This window comes from Henriciella mobilis (genome assembly GCF_003576285.1).
Taxonomy (GTDB): domain Bacteria; phylum Pseudomonadota; class Alphaproteobacteria; order Caulobacterales; family Hyphomonadaceae; genus Henriciella; species Henriciella mobilis.
On sequence record NZ_QWFX01000014.1, the window covers coordinates 179,696 to 197,677 of the forward strand.

The window sequence follows — 17,982 nt, forward strand, 5'->3', positions numbered from 1 at the left end:
CGTATAATGCGGATCCGTCTTCCAGCAGCTCCGGCCGCGCCGGCCCTAACCGCTTGGTCGTTCGGGTTTTTGACCACACCTTCGCAACATATTCGCTCTGGCCAACACAATTGGCCGGTCGCACTCGACGCCACCTCCGCCCGATATAAGTTTGCCAAAACTTAACACTGTGTAAGATGAACGCCGGGGAAGCGCGAACATCCTTGTGCACCCCCAAGGGGGAGGAGAACATGGCGGATCTTTTCTTGTCCTACAGCCGGGCCGATCGCGACCGGGCTGAGGTGATCGCAAAGGCGCTCGAAGCGGAGGGCTTTTCCGTCTGGTGGGACAAGGTGCTCAAGGCCGGGCAGACCTATGACGAGGTCACCGAGAGCATGTTGCGCGATTCATCCGTCGTCGTTGTGTTGTGGTCAAACGTGTCCGTGCAGTCGAAATGGGTGCGCGCCGAAGCGACGCTGGGCCAGAGAAGCTCCGTCCTGGTACCGGCGATGATTGATGATGCCGACCGTCCGATCATGTTCGAGCTGACTCAGTCAGCGGACCTGATCAACTGGTCCGGCGACCGCGAGGATCCCCGATGGAAGACGTTCGTCGCCGACATACGAAGCGCGGTGGACAGTGGTGCGAGCAAGACAGCCACTGCGCCCGCGCCAAGCCCCACGGCGACGCCGGACACCGATGCGACGATGGAGACGACATTCTGGAACTCGATCCAGGGAGGCGACGACGCAGCCGATTTCGAGGCCTATCTGAAGCGCTATCCGGACGGCCATTTCTCCGACCTGGCCCGCAACCGTCTGAAGGCCCTTTCGGCGCCCGCTGCCGCGGCAACTGCCTCGACAGCCGGGGACGCGGATACGTCACCACCAGGTGAGCCGCCTGCCGCCGAACAGGTCACCGCATCGCCAGCGGCGTCTGTTAGCGAGATGAAGAAGAGCGGCAGTCCAGGCTTGCTGATCGGCTCTGTTGCCGGCCTCGCTGCAGTGATCGTCGGCGGCTATTTCGCCTATGCGAACCTGTTCGGGACATCCACCGACGTGCCCGCTGCTGAAGCAGAACCCCAAGCCGCCGGCCCGTCGCGCTTTGCCGATTGCGAGACCTGCCCGACAATGGTGGTCGTTCCGGCCGGCGCCTTCGAAATCGGCTCCCCGCCCGACGAAGCCGCCCGGGTCGGCAATGAGGGCCCGCAGACAGAGATCACGTTCAGCGAGTTTGCGATCGGGGAAAGCGAAGTCACGCACGCACAGTGGTATGCCTGCGTGGACGCGGGTGGCTGCTCGCATACACCATCTCAGCGCGGATATGGCGGCGAAGACATGCCAGTCCTCGGCATCTCCTGGGCCGATGCGCAAACCTATGTCCGCTGGCTGTCGGAGGAAACCGGGCGCGTTTACCGGCTGCCAAGCGAATCCGAATGGGAGTATGCTGCCCGCGGCGGCACCACAACGCCTTATTGGTGGGGCTCGTCCTTCGATCGCTCGATCGCACCGACCGGCGCGCCGAAGCCCGCAAGCGCTCTCGCACCCAACCCGTTCGGGCTCAAAGGCATGCTGGGGAATGCGCGCGAATGGGTCGAGGACTGCTATATCAACACCTACGCGAATATCCCGCAGGACGGGCGCCCACAGACGAATGGCGACTGCTCCAGGCGGCTGCTGCGCGGTGGTTCCTGGGAGGAAGACGCAGGCACGCACCGCGCGGCCAACCGCGCGCGCTCGAGGCAAGACACCAGAGACGGCACCTACAGTTTTCGTGTAGCCAGTTCGGCAACCACAGCCAATTAGGATGTGCGAGCAGGCTGGCGGATGAGTTGATTGTAGCTAGAAGACGGACTCACACTCCGCATTGTTTGGGTCCGGAAGAGGCATGATGATCGCTGCGAACAGGGACGTGTTCCCGGACCTTGTGAATGATCCGGCCTTTTCGAGCATTGCGTGCCTGCTAACGAATCCGGCCCTCGACGCAGCGTTCCTAGAATACGAAGAGCGGGCGAAGACAGCAAAGAGACGGTTCCATACCTATGGACGCTGGGCCATCGCACTGATCACGCTGGCGGCGATCTACTCGGTCGTCGAAACGATTTTCATTCTCGAGTTCGCTGGCGGGTTCTGGCTCAGCCTCGCTGCTGCCTTGGGCGCAAGCCTTGGCATCGTGATCCAGCTCTGGATCTTCATATCGAAGCAGAAGGAGAAGTGGCTGCTCAACCGGTTCGCAGCCGAGCGCGTGCGAAGCCTGAAATTCCAGGCCTATCAGTGTGCGGCCCATGCGCGGGACCCGGAAGAACTGGAGCAAGCGGTCGAATCCTTCACGAAATCGAGCCTCAGCGAGCTCAAGGAAGAACTGAATGCCGGCGCCTCGGCAGCCTTCACGTTCACGCCCCGAAAAGGAATTTGCCGGTGGACGAAAGATGGGTCCGGTACATCGGACGAGCTCCTCGCCCTCGCGAGACAGGCGTTTCAGCGTCTGCGCATCAATTACCAGCTCCGATTTGCGCAGTCGGAGCTGGAGCGCATCAAGCGTGCACAGCGCCTGTTCTCGGGCGTTGAGGATTTCCTCTATATTGCTGCAGCCATTGCAGCTGTGATCGCGCTGGGCACAAAGTCCCTGGTCATTGCAGGGCTGGCCCAGCCTCTCGCGATCATCGACTTTGTCCCGATCGCCCTGTTCATCCTCGGCGCATCCGTGGCCATCATCAACAATGCCACGCTCGATGACCCGTCGGAGGTCCGCTTCGATGTCTATGTCCGCGACTTGGAGGATGGCTCGGCGAAGGCCGGCGACGTGCCGTTCGTTTCGCTGATTGAGGATATTGAAATCATCTGTCTCGACGAACTCGACAACTTCTGCCGTTCAATTGAAATGATCAGTTATCGCCTTTGAGCCGGCCGGCGAACACATCACCAGCTTCGCTGGACGTCCCCATCAGCCCAGTCGACGAACTCCGCAGACAATGTCCTCAGCTACCTTGACCGGACCAGACGCAGGATCAGGCGTTTCTCATTTGCCGGCTTCGCGCACCTGAAGACGTCTCGTATCACTCGGTGTATGATCATATTGCTGGCGATAGACACGCGAGAAGTAAGGCGCGCTGTTAAAGCCCCAATTGAAGGCGATTTCTGTGATCGTCATGTGGTTGAGCGCAGGGTCCTTCAGTGAGGAATAACAGGCCATCAGCCTGCGCCGCAGGATCCATTCGGAAACAGTATACTCCGTCGCCTCGAAGAGCTTGTGCAGATAGCGTGGGCTAATCCCGAACGCGTCAGCAATCTTGCCGGGCGAGAGCTCCGGATCGCGCAGATTGTTGACGATGAAGTCCTGGATGCGCCGATGCATCGTCTTGTGAATGGATGACTTGAAGTCGCCTGCCTTGTCGGGCCGGATGGCGGCGCTGATGAGGTCAAGCGTCGCCGCCTCAGTGCTCAGCTTCTCGGCCTCGTCCGACCAGGGCAGGACCTCGCTCAATGCTTGCAGGTGGGAGGCGAGCAACAAGCCGAGTCCGGACCGCCCGCTGATCCTTTGGGCACAGACGTCTTCGATACTGGACGAATAGAGCCTAAGCTTGTTGTGCGGAATGAGAAGGGAAATCTGGCGCACGGGTCCGTTCGAACTGAATTCGCAGGGCCGGCTCGCATCCCAGACCGAAAGGTCGCCTGGCTCGAGCAGCACTTCCTGCCCATCCTGAACCAGGCGCTGTCCGCCCGCTAGCATCAGGATGACACCGTAAAACGTGTCGCTGAGATGGCGGATGTGCGTGCTTGTCCTGTGGCCGGACAGTCCGAATCCGACCTTGACGTCCGTGAAGCCGACATCGCCGATACGTTCCTGCCGGAACCGGGCGTCAAACGCCTGTCCCTCCGGACGGTCCAGCGCCCAGTTGGAATGAACGGCGCACAGCCGCTCGCAGAAGTCCGAGAAGCTGGCCTTTTCGAGGCGCACTTCGCGATTGTCGATGGAACGATTGCTCTCCTGCATGTCTGTTACCGCCTCCCTTTTACATTTTCGTCTTGTTATTCCGGTCACCTTACCTGCAATCCACCGCCTTTCAAAACGCTCCAGGAACTTTGTGCACTGAGGGAAAAGACACCTGTCCCTCCAGGGTAAGCGCCCGTCCGGAAATCTGCGCGTAATCGGCATCATAAGAACATGGGGAGGAGGAAACCCGTTTTGTCTGATTACCTGATGCAGGACGTTCAGCTGCGCATTCCGGACATTCTCCGGTACGCCGCCGAGCAACATGGCGATCTCACAATGCCTTCACTCGACGAGGAGGGAAGCTGGAACCGGGACACGTATAGCGCTGCCTGGCAGAGAGCCAGACGGCTGACCGGCGCCATCGCATCGCTCGGCCTCGCCCATCAGAGCCGGATCGCCTCGCTCGCGCTCAATACGCGCCGCCACATGGAACTCTATTATGGCGTGACGGGCGCCGGGCACATCCTCCATACGATCAATCCGCGCTTCAGCGAGGAACAGATCCGCTTCACCGTCGAGCAGGCCGATGACGCGGTCATCTTCTTCGATCCGGCCTTTTCCAAACAGGCCGAGGCGATTGCGAAAGCCTGCCCGTCGGTCGGAAAATTCGTGGCGCTCTGTTCAGCAGACCATCTGCCCGATCTGTCCCTGCCGGGCCTCACCGACTATGAGAGCTTCATTGCCGCGGCATCCCCCGGCGATGGCCCCTCCGGCCTGTCTGAGCGCGACGGCGCCTTTCTTTGCTACACGTCTGGGACGACTGGAAACCCCAAGGGCGTTCTCTACTCGCATCGCTCGTGCATGATCCACGCCCTGGCCGCCAGCGCGCCTGGCAATTTCAACATTGGTCCGGGCGACGTCGTCCTGCCATGTGCATCCATGTACCACGCGACCGCCTGGGCACTACCGATGGTCGCCCCGATGAACGGTGCCCGGCTCGTCCTGCCCGGCAGCAAGCTGGATGGCGAAACGCTTCTGGACCTTTGCGCCCGCGAAGGCGTCACCCATGCCTGGGGCGTGCCGACCATCTGGAAGGCGGTCCTCGACGCAGCGCTGCAAGACAATCGCAAGCTGCCTGCGCTGCGCCGCATCTATATCGGCGGTTCCGCTGTGCCACCACAGCTCAAGCGCGACTTCGCCGACCATCTCGACGTGGAGATCGTGCAGATATGGGGCATGACGGAGACCAGCCCGCTCGGCGTGATCGGTACGCCCAGCGCAGCCCTCAAGCGCCAACCCCAGCAAAAGCAGGATGAGATCCTTCACGCCAAGCAGGGCCGCGTGCCCTTCGGCATAGAGCTCGACATCGTAGACGAGGCCGGCAAGGCATTGCCGCATGACGGCGCCACCAGCGGACGGCTGATGGTGCGCGGCCCTTGGGTCGTCAACCAGTACTTCGGACACGAGGCCCCGGTTACCGATGCGCACGGCTGGTTCGACACAGGCGATGTCGCAACGCTCGATCCGCTCGGCTACATGCAGATCACTGACCGGACAAAGGACATCATCAAGTCCGGCGGCGAATGGATCAGCTCGATCGAGCTTGAGAACACCGCCGTCGAGCACCCCGACATCACGTCGGCTGCCGCGATCGGCCTGCCGCATCCCAAATGGGACGAACGTCCGCTGCTCGTCTTCTCGAAGCGAGCCGGAAGCAGCGTGTCTTCAGCTGACGCCCTCGCCTTTCTGGCATCACACCTGCCGAAATGGTGGGTGCCGGAGGATGCGGTCATCGCGGACGAACTGCCACTCACAGCAACAGGAAAAGTCGACAAGAAGCAACTGCGGCAGATCCATGCCGGACACTACCAAGCACACGAGAAACAAGACTAGGATTCTGGGGAGGAATTCAGTGCACAAACATCTTTACTCATCAGTAGCGGCGCTCGCGATGGCCAGCGCCCTGACACTGCCGTCGGCCGCGCAATCAGCCCAGACGGACGAAAACGCAGGCCCGAAAAGGCTGCAGTCCGTCACGGTCACCGCGCGCAAGACGTCCGAGGACATCCAGGACGTTCCGCTGTCGGTTTCGGCTTTCGACGCCCAGGCCCTGGCCGATTACGGGTTCACCGATTCACTTGCGCTCGATGACCAGGTTCCGAACCTCGAAATCAAGACATTTGGCGGCAACCCGAACCTCTTCATCCGGGGCGTCGGCAACAATGACTTCAACGGCACGACCGTGTCGCCCGTCAGTATCTACAGCGACGACGTCCTGCAGGGCATGACCGGCGGCCAGCTCATGCAGATGTTCGATCTTGAGCGGGTCGAGGTTCTGCGCGGCCCGCAGGGGACCTTGTTCGGCCGCAATACGACCGGCGGCGCAATAAACTTTTACTCCCGAAAGCCCGGCAATACGCAGGAAGGTTATCTCCGCGTCGGCATCGGCAGCTACAATGCCCGAGAGGTTGAAGCGGCAGGCACGATCGTCGCGATCGAGGACAAGCTCGCCACCCGCATTGCCGGCAAGATGCAGGCCAATGACGGTGACCGCCGGAACCTGTTTGACGGCTCGCGCGCGAACGCCGCCGACCTCGCCGCGGTGCGCGCCATTACGCGGTACACGCCCAATGACGATGTCGAAGTGCTGTGGAACCTCCACTTCGGCCGCGACCGGTCCGACTACCATCAGGGCAAGTCGGTCGGCGTGATCAATGGCGGCAATGTGCTCGGCTATGTCGACCCGGTGCCGGGCGACGCCAAGTACATCAACGTCAACCGCACGGACAATCGCCACCACGCCGACACATGGGGCACCAATGTTGCCGTCACCTGGGACATTGGCGACTACACCCTGAAATCGGTCACCGCCTATGAGGATGTCGAAACCGATTATCTCGGCGATATCGACCAGAGCCCGCAGAGCCTCGATGAGCTGCGCTTCCAGCAGGATGGCGAGCAGATCAGCCAGGAGTTCAACCTCTCCTATGATGGCGGCGGCGACCTGACCTGGATCTCCGGCCTGTTCGCCCTCAAGGAGGATTTTGGCTACCGCACGTCCGGGCCGCTTTTCGGTGACGTGCCTGGGGCCGCGCTGCCACTCGATGCGCACTCGCAGCGCGATACCAAGACCTATGCGGTGTTCGGCGAGGCGACCTATCAGCTGACCGACGCGTTCAGCCTCACGGGCGGACTGCGCTACACCTACGAAGAAAAGGATGCGACGCTCGACAGCCTGCTGACCTATGGCGCCTTCGGCACCCAGCCGGCCGGTCTGACCATTCCGATCATTCCAGAGACCAGCCGCTCTGAAAGCTGGGACGCCTGGTCCGGGCGCATCCTTGCGAAGTATGAGTTCGGCGCCGACAGCATGGTCTATGGCAGCGTGTCGCGCGGCTTCCGGTCGGGCGGATACAATCTCGGCGCGTTCTTCGACCCGAACGAGTTCACCACCGTCGACCCGGAATTCCTGACCTCCTACGAGATCGGCCTGAAGACCACCCTGCTGGATGACCGGTTCCGCGCGAACATGGCCGTCTTCATGTACGACTATACCGACCTGCAGGTCTTCACCTTCACGCAAGGCTCAAGCACCGCCAACCCGATCGTGATCGCGCTGGAGAACGCTGCTGACGCCGAAGTCTCGGGCTTCGAGGGCGAGTTTACCGCCATTCCGGTCGACGGGATGCACCTGTCGCTCGGCATCGGTTATCTCGACGCGTCCTATGAGAACTACATCTCGCCCATCGCCGGCGACCTCAGCGGGAACAGGCTTCCCGGCGCGCCGGAGTGGAACATCAATGCGTCCGCGCAGCAGGAGTTCGCGCTGCCGAATGGATGGGTCCTGACACCGCGTGTCGAATACGTCTTCGTCGACCAGCGCTACTTCGACTCCAACCAGCTCGAGGCCATCAGCTCACGCGGATCGCATGAGCTCGTCAATGCGCGGCTTTCCCTCTCACCGGAGACCTCCGACTGGGAGATTGCCCTTTGGGCCAAGAATATCGGCGACGAGCAATACATCGTCGATGCCGCCGACCTCACAGCAACGATTGGCTTCATCCCGACCTATTACGGACCCCGTGAAAGCTGGGGCCTGGAAGCCCGGATCGAATTCTAGACAAACAGGAGACTGACATGCGCGAAGAAGAAGAACTGCTCTACAGCCCGAAGGATCTGAAATGGCACAGCCTCGGCAATGGTGCTCATTACCGCCTGCTGCGGGTGAGCCCGGAAACCGGACAGTTTTCCATCATCCTCAAGCTTGATGCCGGCGGCATGTTTGCCGGCCACTACCACCTCGGCGCGGGCGAGTTCCTGATGCTGAAAGGCGAGCTGAAATACAAGGACAGCACCGCCAAGGCCGGCGACTGGGGATATGAACCGCTTGGCGCGGTGCATGCCGACACCAATGTCGACATGGAAACCGAGCTGCTGTTCATCGGCTACGGCCCCATCGCCTTTACCGGCGAGGATGGCAGCATCGCCCAGATCCTCGACGCCAGGCTTCTCAGCGACGTCGCAGAAGGCAAGATCGAACCGGTCTCCTTCACGGTCGACGCCTGACAATCGATTTCCTCCCGGAAACTGAACCGGGATGCCGCGCCGCAAGGCATCACGGCATCCCGGACCCTTTTTTGACCATGAGGCGAAACATGCCAGCACTCGACGCAAAGATTGCCATCATTACCGGCGCCGCCAGCGGGATCGGGGCGGCGACAGCGCGCCTCTTCATCGCTGAAGGCGCATCCGTCGTCGGTATAGACCGCAACACTGCTGGCCTGGAGGCCCTGGGGGCCGAGCTTGGTGCCTCTTTCGCCTTTGTCGCTGGCGACATCACCCGGCGCACGACGCTGGATGATGCCGTGGCCAAAGCCGTAGACCGCTTCGGCGCGCCCAATATCGCCATTCTGAACGCCGGCATGGACGGGCCCATGGCGCCTCTGCTGGACATCGACCCGCAAGACTTCGACCAGGTTTTCAAGGTTAATGTCAGAGCGGCCTTTGAAGGCCTTCAGGTGTTCGGCCGCGCCATGCAGGAAAGCGGCGGCAGTATCGTGATCACCTCATCGGTGAACGGCCTGCGCGCCTTCGGCAATACGAGCCCGTACACCACCAGCAAGATGGCCGTGCTCGGCCTGGCCCGAGCTGCGGCCAACGATCTCGCCCAGTACGGCATCCGTGTGAACACAGTTCATCCGGGATTGATCGATACGCCGATGCTCAAGCGCGCCGAAGAAGGCCTGGCCCCAGGCGGGCAAGCGGCCCTGCGAGAGGCGCTGTCACAGACCGTGGCCCTGAAGCGCGTCGGATCGCCATCGGAGATCGCAAACACGATGCTGTTCCTGGCCAGTGACGCATCGAGCTATGTCACCGGCGAATCCATTGTCGTCGATGGCGGCTTCACCCGCCTTCTCAGCATGTAGGCATGAGTGCGGCCCGGTGCGCCGCCTCAGCAAACGCCCGGCTCAGATGGTTTAGGCTGCCCGTCCATGCCGTCGCTTCGGCCAGCGTCATGCAGGCATCGGCCCGGTAGCTACCGGGCAAGCCAAGCCGGCTTTCGAACTCGTTGATCGCCTCGATGGGCGCGTCCAGACGACCGTCCATCCACAGGCAGGCATGCACCAGGGACACTGTCCTGCCCTCCCGCATGCGTCGGCGCATCGCCAGTCCGGCCAGTTTGCGGCCGCCCACAAGCAGGTTGAACCGGCCATCGCAGGGCGCGTCAGGTGCCGGGCCGACCGACACACCGCTTGCCCCCATGGACGCGACCGCCGCGCCGAGCCCGTTCGCAAAATCCTCATACACCCGGTCGACCGGCGCGGCGTCGTGCTGGCTCGCCAGTATGCCGGACACGCACAGGACACCCGGCCCGTGAAAGACGCAGGCCCCGCCTGAGCGACGGAAGGTGACGGGCCAGCCCTCCGCAGCAGCGTGGGCTTGCGCGGCCTCGATGCCGGGCACTGACTGCCAGCGGTGCGGGACGACCAGGCATCGCGATTGCTGCCAGAAGGCCAGGCTAAAGCGCGCGGCGCCCTCATCAAAGGCTTGCTGGAAAAGCCGTTCTTCATGGGCGAGGCCGCCCGGCGCCTCAAACCGGACAATGTCCGGCGCGTCAGGGCGCAGCATCGAACGCCTCGAGCGCCTTGCAGAGGCTGTCCAGAAACAGGCCGGCCGGCTCTCCGTCGATGATGCGGTGATCGGCGGTCAGCGACAGCGGCAAAAGCTGCCTGACGGTCACAGCGCCTTCAGCATCAAGCGAGACCTGGTCTTCAAGCCGCCCGACGCCGAGCAGGGCCACCTGACCTGCATTCAGGATCGGCGTGAAATAGCGCACCCGCGTATGGCCGAGATTGGACAGGGTAAAACTGCCGCCCTTCATCTCCGACACGCTGAGCTTTCCGGACATGGCGCGCCCGATAAGGTCCCGGCGCTTGTCGGCGAGGGCCTTGAGGCTGTCATGGCCGATACCCTTGACGACCGGGGTCATCAGGCCGGCAGGCGTCGAGATCGCAATCGAAAGGTCGATGGGCTCACTGATGGTAATCGACCGATCATCGGCGGTTGCATTGAAGGCCGGAAATGCGCGAAGGGTCTGCGCGAGCGCAAAGATCACACAGGCTTCCAGGCTGACCGGCTCACCCTGCTCTTTCCAGCCTCGCCGCATCTGCATCAGCGCGGTGATGTCGGCATCTCCGTGATAGGTCAGCTGCGCGCTGCCCTGCAGGGACGCCATCATGCGATCGGCAATCACCTTGCGGACACCGCGAAACGGTTGGGCCTCGGCCATTACGCGCTCTCGATCGTCGCGATGGTGTCGCCTTTCCGCACGGCCGCCTCGGCGACAACCTTGATGGTCAGCGTTCCGCTATCGGGGGCTTCGATCTCGGTCGCGACCTTCTCATTCATGACCTCGCTGATCACGTCGCCTTTCTCGACAGTGTCGCCACTGTCGAAGAACCAGGTCGAGATCGCCCCTTCGCTATCGTCATCCCAGCAGTCCTGGGGGATACGGACATCAGACATGAGCGCGCGCCTCCAGCATGGCCCATACGGCGCTGACGACCTTGTCGCTATTGGGCAGGACGGCATGTTCCATTTCCGGCGCGAAGGGCACCGGAATATCCGGATAGGAAATCCGCTTCGGCGGCGCCTTGAGGCGGACCTTGTCGCTCTCCGCGACCGTGGCGATGATTTCCGCACCCACGCCGTAGGAATGATAATCGTCATCGACACTCAGCACGGCACCCGTTTTTGCGACCGACGCCAGGAGGGTCTCCCGGTCCAGCGGTGCGATGGAGCGCAGGTCGATCACCTCCGCATCTATGCCTTTCGCCTCCAGGGCAGCGGCGGCATCAAGGGCCACGTGAACCGTATGGCCAAGGCCGACAAGGGTGATATCGCCCCCGGCCCGGACCACCTCCGCCTTGTCGAGCGGCACGGTGTAGTGTCCCTCCGGGACGTGCGTGATCGACCGCTGGACGGTGCCGAGCCAGCCCATGCCCTGCAGCGCCTTGTGGTACATGAAGATGACGGGGTTCGGATCGGCGATCGCCGCGGCCATCATCCCCTTGGCGTCATAGGCATTCGACGGGATGACAACCTTCATCCCAGGCAGGTGCCCAAAGGTGGCATAGAGCGTCTGGGAGTGCTGTCCGGCATCGCCATAACCGCCGCCAACGGACGTCATCAGCACCATCGGGCAGGTCACATTGCCACCGGAAAAATAGCTCTGCTTGGCGGCGAGGCTGTAGATCGCGTCCATGCAGACACCGAAGAAGTCGACGAACATCAGCTCGACGACCGGACGCATGCCCGCCGCGGCCATGCCGACGGCTGTGCCGATGAAGCCGGTTTCGGAAATCGGCGTGTCGCGGACCCGCTCCGGCCCGAACTCGTCCAGAAGCCCCAGCGTATTGCCGAACACACCGCCGAGCTTGCCGATATCCTCGCCCATGACGAGCACATCATCGCTCGCGCGCATATCCAGCGAGATGGCTTCGGCCATGGCCTTCGCGATCGTCAGTTTGCGTTTCTTTTCCTGCATGTCGGTCCTCAGGCAAAAACTGTTGTGAATGCGTCTTCCGGCTTGGGTGGCGCGGACTGGCGCGCATGCTCAAAAGCGGCTGCGACCCGGCTTCGGGCACCCTCTTCAAGCGCGTCGAGATCGCCGGCGGCCGCGCCCGCACTTTCCAGCCGCGCGCGATACCGGGTGATCGGATCCTTCTCCTGCAGCGAGGTCTTCTCGCCTTCGGGGCGATAGCCTTCAGCGTCGCCCATGAAGTGGCCTTCAAGCCGGATCGTCTCGATCTCGATCAGGCTCGGCCCGCCGCCGCCGCGCGCGCGCTCGATGGCCTGCCCCGCGACCTTGAAGACTTCATCGGGATCATTGTCCGGCACAAAATGTCCCGGCATGCCGTATGCGGCGGCACGCTCGGCATTTCCCTCAACGGCCGTCGCCTGGCGCTTGGACACCGAGATGCCATAGGCATTGTCCTCGATGACGAAGATGACCGGCGCCTTCCAGACCGCCGCCAGGTTCAGCGTCTCATGAAAGGCGCCCTGATTGGCCGCGCCCTCGCCGATAAAGGCGACGGCGACATCATCGGTCCCGCGCAGCTTGGCCGCCATTGCGGCCCCGACGGCCGGGCCCATGCCCTGCGCGATGATACCCGAGCAGCAGAAGTTCACGCGCGGATCGAACAGGTGCATATGCCCCCCGCGCCCGCCGGACAGCCCGTTGGCCCGCCCGAAGATTTCCGATGCCATGTCCTTGAGGTTCACGCCCTTTGCGATGGCGATATGGTGCGGCCGGTGCGTTGCCGTGACGGCGTCGGCGGGCCGCAGATGCGCGCACACGCCGACAGCACAGGGCTCCTGTCCGTCCGACAGGTGCATCTCGCCCGGCAGTGGCCCTTTGGCCATGTTGAAGACGGGCTGCTTGCCTTCGAAATAGGCTGGCTTGATGAGGTCCTCGAAGTGGCGGCTGGCCACCATCGTCTCATACATCCAGAGCGTCTGTTCGCGTGTCGGTTCCACCCCATCCTCCAGGTCGCATTCTTCTTGCGAACAGATTGGCAGCCGATGTGGAACGTCGCTTTACCCAGAGCGAAAGCAGTCTGAACCTGATAGTAACCTGATGAACGCTTTCGGGATCCTGGCTGGCGCCGGTGTCAATCTGATGCGAACCCGTCTCCATCAGCGCTGGAGGTGCCCTACCCTATCCAGCCAGAAAGCATCGCCTCAGATATGACCATCTGCCATATGAGTGGCCAATGCCCGAGCTGCGGGGGCCAGTTCGGAAGACCGCAGCCGCATCAGGGATATTTCGCGGCGCATATTGGGGTTCACCAGCTCATACTGGGGAAGGTCCGCAAAGGAACTGCCGAACTGCTCGGAACTTGGCAGGATTGCGCAACCTAAGCCGCTGCGTGCGAAAGCCAGCGCGGTGGGGATGAGGCGGGGCGTGAGGACAATATTGAGGTGGATGCCCGCCTGCGCGGATGCCGCATCGATCAGTGATCGGATTGTCGTCCCGCTGGTCATGGCAATGATGGGTTCGTCGGCGAGCTGATCCCAGGGTATGCTCAGATCGATCGGCTTTGCATGCTTGAGCCGGCCAACGAGAACCAGCCGGTCATGGAAAAGCGGTATGGAATGGATATCCTTGCTTGATGTCGTCCGGCTCAGAGCGAGGTCGATACGCCTGGCCCGCAGCAGGTCAGCCAGTTCCTCCCCCGGTGCATCGATGATGCTAACGAGGATATCGGGATATTCCTCCTGAAACCTGGCTACGATGTCCGGCAATATGGTGGCGGCCAGGGACGGCAGCGCCCCGATGGTTACACGCCCGCGTTTCAGCCGTCCGTACTCGGATAGGGTCAGAAGCGCTTCGTCAAATTCACCGAGAAACTTCTTGACGATATCGTAGAATTCGAGCCCGATTGATGTCGGCTCGACCGAGCGCGTACTCCGGTCAAAGAGTTTGACGGAGAAATCCGACTCCATCTGCTGGATCAATGCGCTGAGCGCAGACTGCGAGATAAGCACCGCTTCAGCAGCTTTCGTGAAATGCTTGTGCTCGACCAGGGCAAGAAAAGCTCGCAGGTGGCGCACATTGATCATGTCAGATCCTCGGACTCATTCGCGGGTGACGCAATCATAGCGCACCTGAAGCGCCTGAGGGCAAGATGTCCGCTTTCCGGGCCGGTCAGTTCCCCGATGCCCCGCCCTGTTCAGCCAAAGCCTCGTTCACATCGAGCCGTGCCTGCCATGGATCTTCGCCCGCCTCGGCGTTCTCGAATGTAATGTTCATCACATTCGGATCATCGCTTTCAAAGGCCGGCCAGTCCGGCAGGCCGGGTCCGTTGGGATCGCCTGTGCGCGCAAAATTCACCAGATATGAATTGATCAGAGCGGCTGCGTCCCTATCGGCCTGCGTCAGCGCCTCTCCATAACGCGCTTCAACCGTGTTGAGAAAGAACGGGATTTCGTTGGCATGCGGCATGCCTGACCACTCGTCACGCATCGACTCGGCGACATAGCCGTAGCGGTAATGATAGGCCGGGAAACCCGCCTTGGCCTGTGCCTTGACGATGAACCGGGCCGGCTCCTGCATGAAGCGGTCGGCATACATGAAGCGGCGCAACTGGCCGGGCTTACTGGCAAGGTCTGCGTAAGCCGCACGGGCCGCGTCCGGATCGGGATATTGCGCAAACAACTCTTCCGGCGAAAGCTCCGGCCCGAAGCCAATATCCTCGCTGACCGCACCAGCCATGGTTGGCACCTTGATTTGCCCGCCTTGCGCCAGAACGCGATCGGCGCCCTGCAGGATCGTGCCGTCGATCATTGGGCCGCTAGCTGGCGCCACCGGCGTGTTGAACATGCCTGTGCCCGCCACAACGGTTTCAGCCGGAAGGGCGCGCAGGCCAGCCAGGGCATCGGCGCCGTGGCTGGTGACCCCTGCCCATTGCGCAAAGCCCGCTCCATCAGCTTCAGCATCCGGAACGCTGTCTGCCTGAAGCGGCTTCAGCATGGAATCCATTCTCGCGGGGGCCGACATGGCGAGCGCGCGATGGAACAGGCCGTAGGCCTGGCTGCTGGTCAGAAGATTCACAACCGATCCGCCGCCCGCCGACTCGCCCATGATGGTGACGTTGCCAGGGTCGCCGCCGAAGGCCTCGATGTTTTTCTGCACCCATTCCAGCGCGGCGAGCTGGTCCATATAGCCGTAATTGCCGAGCCAGCCGTCATCTTCATCGGCTGCGGTGAGCGCGGGATGGGCAAAGAAACCGAACCGGCCGAGGCGATAGTTGAAGCTGAGAAAGACAATCCCTTCGCGCGCCGTGGGCCCGCCGTCATAGACTGCGGGTGAGGAGCCGCCATTCACCCAGCCTCCACCATAGATCCAGACAATGACCGGCAGGTCGTCGCCCGGCCGCGCGGCTGCCGGCTTCCAGACATTGAGGTAAAGGCAGTCTTCTGACGGCTCGGTGCGAAGCGGGGCCGCATCGGCGGCAAAGGGCACCTGCATGCAATCGCTGCCATAGCTTTCGGCCGCGCGCACGCCTTCCCAGCCTTCAGCGGGCTGCGGCGCCCGCCAGCGAAGGTCGCCAACAGGCGGCTTGGCGAACGGGATGCCCTTGAAGGCGACCACTTCGCCCTCCACCACCCCGGAGACCATGCCCGACTGTGTCTCAACAAGCGCTGGATCGGAGGTCCTGACTTCAGCTGCTGGGCCTACACAGGAGATAAGGCAGCTCGTTGCCAGCGCGAAAGCCAGAACGCGAACACTCATGCGGAGTCCTTTCGACGTCTCTTGCGGTTCCGAGACTCAGTTTTTGACGACGGGATGTCCAGAGGCATCGAGACGGATTTCCGGCAGACCAAGCGATTGCACCGCGCCAAGCGCTTCGGCGCTGTGACCGAGAGCGAAGCGGTACTCGCCGGACGCGACATGCCAGCCGCCCTCCTCCCACTCGCCGAGCAGGCGGGGATCGAGCGTCAGGTCCACCGCTGCGGTTTCACCCGGTTCGAGGGCTTGCTTGGCGAAGCCTACGAGACGCTGCTTTGGACCTTCAGGACCGGAGATCAGGTAGAGCTGCGCGACGTCGGCGCCCGTGCGCTCGCCCGTATTGCGCATCTCAAACCGGGCAGTGATACCATCATCGCCGTGGGCGAGGGCCAGCTTGCCATGCTCGAAACTCGTATAGCTGAGGCCGTGACCGAACGGGAAGAGCGCCGCTTCTCCCTTTCGGGCAAACCAGCGATAACCGATGTCGGAGCCCTCGATCGTATAGTCGGCCTCAAGCGTCTGGCCAGGCTCCCCACGCCCGAGGAAGCCAGGCTCAACCGTCTCCGCGCCATCGAGCTGCGGCCGTGGAAGCTGGTCCAGCGACGCAGGGAAAGTGATCGGCAGGTGCCCCGAGGGATTGACCTTGCCAAACAGGATATCGGCGATGGCCTCACCACCACGCGCCCCGGCATACCAGGCTTCCACCACGCCCGCGACGTCGTCGAGCCAAGGCATGACCACCGGTCCGCCGGTCTCAAGCACCACGATCGTGTTTGGATTGGCGGCTGCGACCGCCGCGATCAGGGCGTCCTGGCCACCCGGCAGCGAAAGGTCCGGAACGTCGAAGCCTTCGGTCTGGTACTGCGTTGCGAAAACAATGGCGACATCGGCCTGCGCCGCTGCGAGAGCCGCTTCGGAGGGATAGCGGCCATCGCGGAAAGTGACTCGCGCATCCTTCGCCATTTCGCGAATGGCGTCGAGCGGCGCGGAGCCGTGATACATGCGGTCGAACAGGGCGGCAAATCCCGATCCGCCATCACGCAGGAAGGGAATGGCGATCGACGGGCCATCATCGCCCATCACACGTGACGAGCCTCCCCCGGAAGGCGTGCCGGCATCGGCATGCCCGCCAATGACGGCAATGCTGCCGATGTCCGGGGACAGAGGCAGGGCGCCGCCCTCATTCCTGAGGAGGACAATGCCTTCCTGCGCCACCTTGAGCGCAACCTCTCCCCCATTCGGGGCTTCCTCATCGGTTTTCTCCGGTACAGCGTCGCCAATACCAACGGCGTAGATGGCATGCAGGATGTTGCGAACCATCTCGCCGAGGCGTTCCCGATAGCGCGGGTCGCTGCTGGCCGCTTCAAGCAGCGGCTCGCCGAAGAACAGGTCTTCGTCGAGCTGCGCACCGGACTGCTGGTCGAGCCCCGCCAGGGCGAAATCGAGCGCTTCCACCGCGCCCCAGTCCGACATGACAAACCCCTTATAGCCCCAATCGTCGCGCAAAACGTCTGTCAGGAGAAACTTGCTGCCGCAGCTGAGCGGACCGTTCGTGCGATTATAGGCGCACATCAGGGCGCCCGGTTCGGCCCGCTCGATGGCAATCTCGAAGGCAAGCAGGTCGCTCTCGCGCAGCGAAGCCCCGTCGATCTTCACATTCATGAAGTGCCGTCCGGTTTCCTGCGGATTGATCGCGAAATGCTTCATCGTGGAGATGACGTTCTGCGACTGGATGCCCTTGACGGCGGCGGCGCCGAGGATAGCCGAGTGCCAGGGATCCTCGCCCAGATATTCAAACGTTCGCCCGTTACGTGGTTCACGCATAAGGTTGATGCCGCCTGCCAACAGGACATTGAACCCCTTGAGGCGCGCTTCCGCACCAATCGTCTGACCGCCAAGTTCAATCAGTTCCGGGTTCCAGGTCGATCCCTGGGCCGTACCTGACGGCAACGCCGTGGCACCATCGCCGCGGGCGCCGCCAATCCAGGTCACGCCAAGGCTTGCATCCGTCTCGCGCAGGGCTGGAACGCCGAGACGCGGCACACCGGGAACGTAACCGGCCCCCGGAATGGATCCCTCAGGAGATTTGACGCCTGCGAACTCCATGGCCATGAGACCAAGCGTCAGGTTCGTACGCTCCTCATTGGTCATCCTGCTCTCGGTTTCGGCCGCGCGCTCAGCCGCCGCGTCTTCCTGCACCTGGGCGTCAGCCAATGCCGAAACCGATGCGGCTGCGAAGAGTATGGATGTAATTGCTGTGCGTGTCCGTCCCATGG

At 62.4% G+C, this 17,982-nt stretch carries 15 protein-coding genes; 6 read left to right on the top strand and 9 right to left on the bottom strand.

Annotation, left to right across the window (positions count from 1 at the left end):
* Positions 1–230: 230 nt before the first annotated feature.
* Both D1223_RS15295 and D1223_RS15300 read left to right on the top strand, forming a co-directional pair.
* Positions 231–1,784: an SUMF1/EgtB/PvdO family nonheme iron enzyme gene (locus tag D1223_RS15295; RefSeq protein ID WP_158588508.1), complete on the top strand. Its 1,554-nt coding sequence runs from the start codon at positions 231–233 to the stop codon at positions 1,782–1,784.
* 82 nt (positions 1,785–1,866) lie between these two features.
* On the top strand, positions 1,867–2,880 hold the full coding sequence (locus D1223_RS15300) for a DUF4231 domain-containing protein (protein WP_119377304.1): 1,014 nt from the start codon (positions 1,867–1,869) through the stop codon (positions 2,878–2,880).
* Positions 2,881–2,997: 117 nt separating this feature from the next.
* Here D1223_RS15300 and D1223_RS15305 read toward each other — a convergent pair whose 3' ends face one another.
* Positions 2,998–3,972, bottom strand: a complete 975-nt coding sequence (locus D1223_RS15305; protein ID WP_158588509.1) for an AraC-like ligand-binding domain-containing protein — start codon at positions 3,970–3,972, stop codon at positions 2,998–3,000.
* Between the two features lie 192 nt (positions 3,973–4,164).
* Between D1223_RS15305 and D1223_RS15310 the strand changes: the two genes are divergently transcribed.
* From D1223_RS15310 to D1223_RS15325, 4 genes are all read left to right on the top strand, one after another.
* Positions 4,165–5,805 carry a long-chain fatty acid--CoA ligase gene (locus tag D1223_RS15310; protein ID WP_233353202.1) on the top strand — a complete coding sequence of 547 codons (1,641 nt, stop codon included), beginning with the start codon at positions 4,165–4,167 and terminating at the stop codon, positions 5,803–5,805.
* Positions 5,806–5,824: 19 nt separating this feature from the next.
* Entirely contained in the window at positions 5,825–8,032 is a 2,208-nt protein-coding gene (locus D1223_RS15315) for a TonB-dependent receptor (RefSeq protein ID WP_158588510.1), read from the top strand.
* Between the two features lie 17 nt (positions 8,033–8,049).
* The gene (locus tag D1223_RS15320; protein WP_119377308.1) at positions 8,050–8,478 is read left to right on the top strand and encodes a 2,4'-dihydroxyacetophenone dioxygenase family protein; all 429 of its coding nucleotides are present in this window, start codon (positions 8,050–8,052) and stop codon (positions 8,476–8,478) included.
* Between the two features lie 89 nt (positions 8,479–8,567).
* Positions 8,568–9,338, top strand: a complete 771-nt coding sequence (locus D1223_RS15325) for an SDR family NAD(P)-dependent oxidoreductase (RefSeq protein ID WP_158588511.1) — start codon at positions 8,568–8,570, stop codon at positions 9,336–9,338.
* Here the strand turns inward: D1223_RS15325 and D1223_RS15330 are convergent.
* The 8 genes from D1223_RS15330 to D1223_RS15365 all read right to left on the bottom strand — a co-directional run bounded on the left by D1223_RS15330 (position 9,328) and on the right by D1223_RS15365 (position 17,980).
* Positions 9,328–10,041: a lipoyl protein ligase domain-containing protein gene (locus tag D1223_RS15330; protein WP_119377310.1), complete on the bottom strand. Its 714-nt coding sequence runs from the start codon at positions 10,039–10,041 to the stop codon at positions 9,328–9,330. The two genes, D1223_RS15325 and D1223_RS15330, sit on opposite strands and share 11 nt — an antisense overlap.
* Positions 10,028–10,702 (bottom strand): 2-oxo acid dehydrogenase subunit E2, encoded by a 675-nt coding sequence (locus tag D1223_RS15335; protein WP_119377311.1) that lies wholly within the window; start codon positions 10,700–10,702, stop codon positions 10,028–10,030. The genes D1223_RS15330 and D1223_RS15335 overlap by 14 nt, the downstream gene beginning before the upstream one ends.
* Entirely contained in the window at positions 10,702–10,938 is a 237-nt protein-coding gene (locus D1223_RS15340; RefSeq protein ID WP_119377312.1) for a biotin/lipoyl-containing protein, read from the bottom strand. The genes D1223_RS15335 and D1223_RS15340 overlap by 1 nt, the downstream gene beginning before the upstream one ends.
* A complete protein-coding gene (locus tag D1223_RS15345; RefSeq protein ID WP_119377313.1) occupies positions 10,931–11,959 on the bottom strand; it encodes an alpha-ketoacid dehydrogenase subunit beta in 1,029 nt (342 codons plus the stop codon). Before D1223_RS15345 ends, D1223_RS15340 begins: the two co-directional genes overlap by 8 nt.
* Positions 11,960–11,967: 8 nt before the next feature.
* Positions 11,968–12,921: a thiamine pyrophosphate-dependent dehydrogenase E1 component subunit alpha gene (locus tag D1223_RS15350; protein ID WP_119377342.1), complete on the bottom strand. Its 954-nt coding sequence runs from the start codon at positions 12,919–12,921 to the stop codon at positions 11,968–11,970.
* A gap of 234 nt (positions 12,922–13,155) precedes the next feature.
* Positions 13,156–14,037 (bottom strand): LysR family transcriptional regulator, encoded by an 882-nt coding sequence (locus D1223_RS15355; RefSeq protein WP_119377314.1) that lies wholly within the window; start codon positions 14,035–14,037, stop codon positions 13,156–13,158.
* Between the two features lie 85 nt (positions 14,038–14,122).
* Entirely contained in the window at positions 14,123–15,709 is a 1,587-nt protein-coding gene (locus D1223_RS15360) for a carboxylesterase/lipase family protein (RefSeq protein WP_119377315.1), read from the bottom strand.
* Positions 15,710–15,745: 36 nt separating this feature from the next.
* A complete protein-coding gene (locus D1223_RS15365) occupies positions 15,746–17,980 on the bottom strand; it encodes a beta-glucosidase (protein ID WP_119377316.1) in 2,235 nt (744 codons plus the stop codon).
* Positions 17,981–17,982: the final 2 nt, after the last annotated feature.

What these genes read in the sequence shown, in the direction of transcription:
- D1223_RS15325 (WP_158588511.1), top strand. Translation starts at nt 8,568, where the DNA reads ATGCCAGCACTCGACGCAAAGATTGCCATCATTACCGGCGCCGCCAGC.
- D1223_RS15300 (WP_119377304.1), top strand. Translation starts at nt 1,867, where the DNA reads ATGATGATCGCTGCGAACAGGGACGTGTTCCCGGACCTTGTGAATGAT.
- D1223_RS15365 (WP_119377316.1), bottom strand. Translation starts at nt 17,980, where the DNA reads ATGGGACGGACACGCACAGCAATTACATCCATACTCTTCGCAGCCGCA.
- D1223_RS15330 (WP_119377310.1), bottom strand. Translation starts at nt 10,041, where the DNA reads ATGCTGCGCCCTGACGCGCCGGACATTGTCCGGTTTGAGGCGCCGGGC.
- D1223_RS15340 (WP_119377312.1), bottom strand. Translation starts at nt 10,938, where the DNA reads ATGTCTGATGTCCGTATCCCCCAGGACTGCTGGGATGACGATAGCGAA.
- D1223_RS15305 (WP_158588509.1), bottom strand. Translation starts at nt 3,972, where the DNA reads ATGCAGGAGAGCAATCGTTCCATCGACAATCGCGAAGTGCGCCTCGAA.
- D1223_RS15355 (WP_119377314.1), bottom strand. Translation starts at nt 14,037, where the DNA reads ATGATCAATGTGCGCCACCTGCGAGCTTTTCTTGCCCTGGTCGAGCAC.
- D1223_RS15350 (WP_119377342.1), bottom strand. Translation starts at nt 12,921, where the DNA reads ATGTATGAGACGATGGTGGCCAGCCGCCACTTCGAGGACCTCATCAAG.
- D1223_RS15320 (WP_119377308.1), top strand. Translation starts at nt 8,050, where the DNA reads ATGCGCGAAGAAGAAGAACTGCTCTACAGCCCGAAGGATCTGAAATGG.
- D1223_RS15360 (WP_119377315.1), bottom strand. Translation starts at nt 15,709, where the DNA reads ATGAGTGTTCGCGTTCTGGCTTTCGCGCTGGCAACGAGCTGCCTTATC.
- D1223_RS15335 (WP_119377311.1), bottom strand. Translation starts at nt 10,702, where the DNA reads ATGGCCGAGGCCCAACCGTTTCGCGGTGTCCGCAAGGTGATTGCCGAT.
- D1223_RS15295 (WP_158588508.1), top strand. Translation starts at nt 231, where the DNA reads ATGGCGGATCTTTTCTTGTCCTACAGCCGGGCCGATCGCGACCGGGCT.
- D1223_RS15345 (WP_119377313.1), bottom strand. Translation starts at nt 11,959, where the DNA reads ATGCAGGAAAAGAAACGCAAACTGACGATCGCGAAGGCCATGGCCGAA.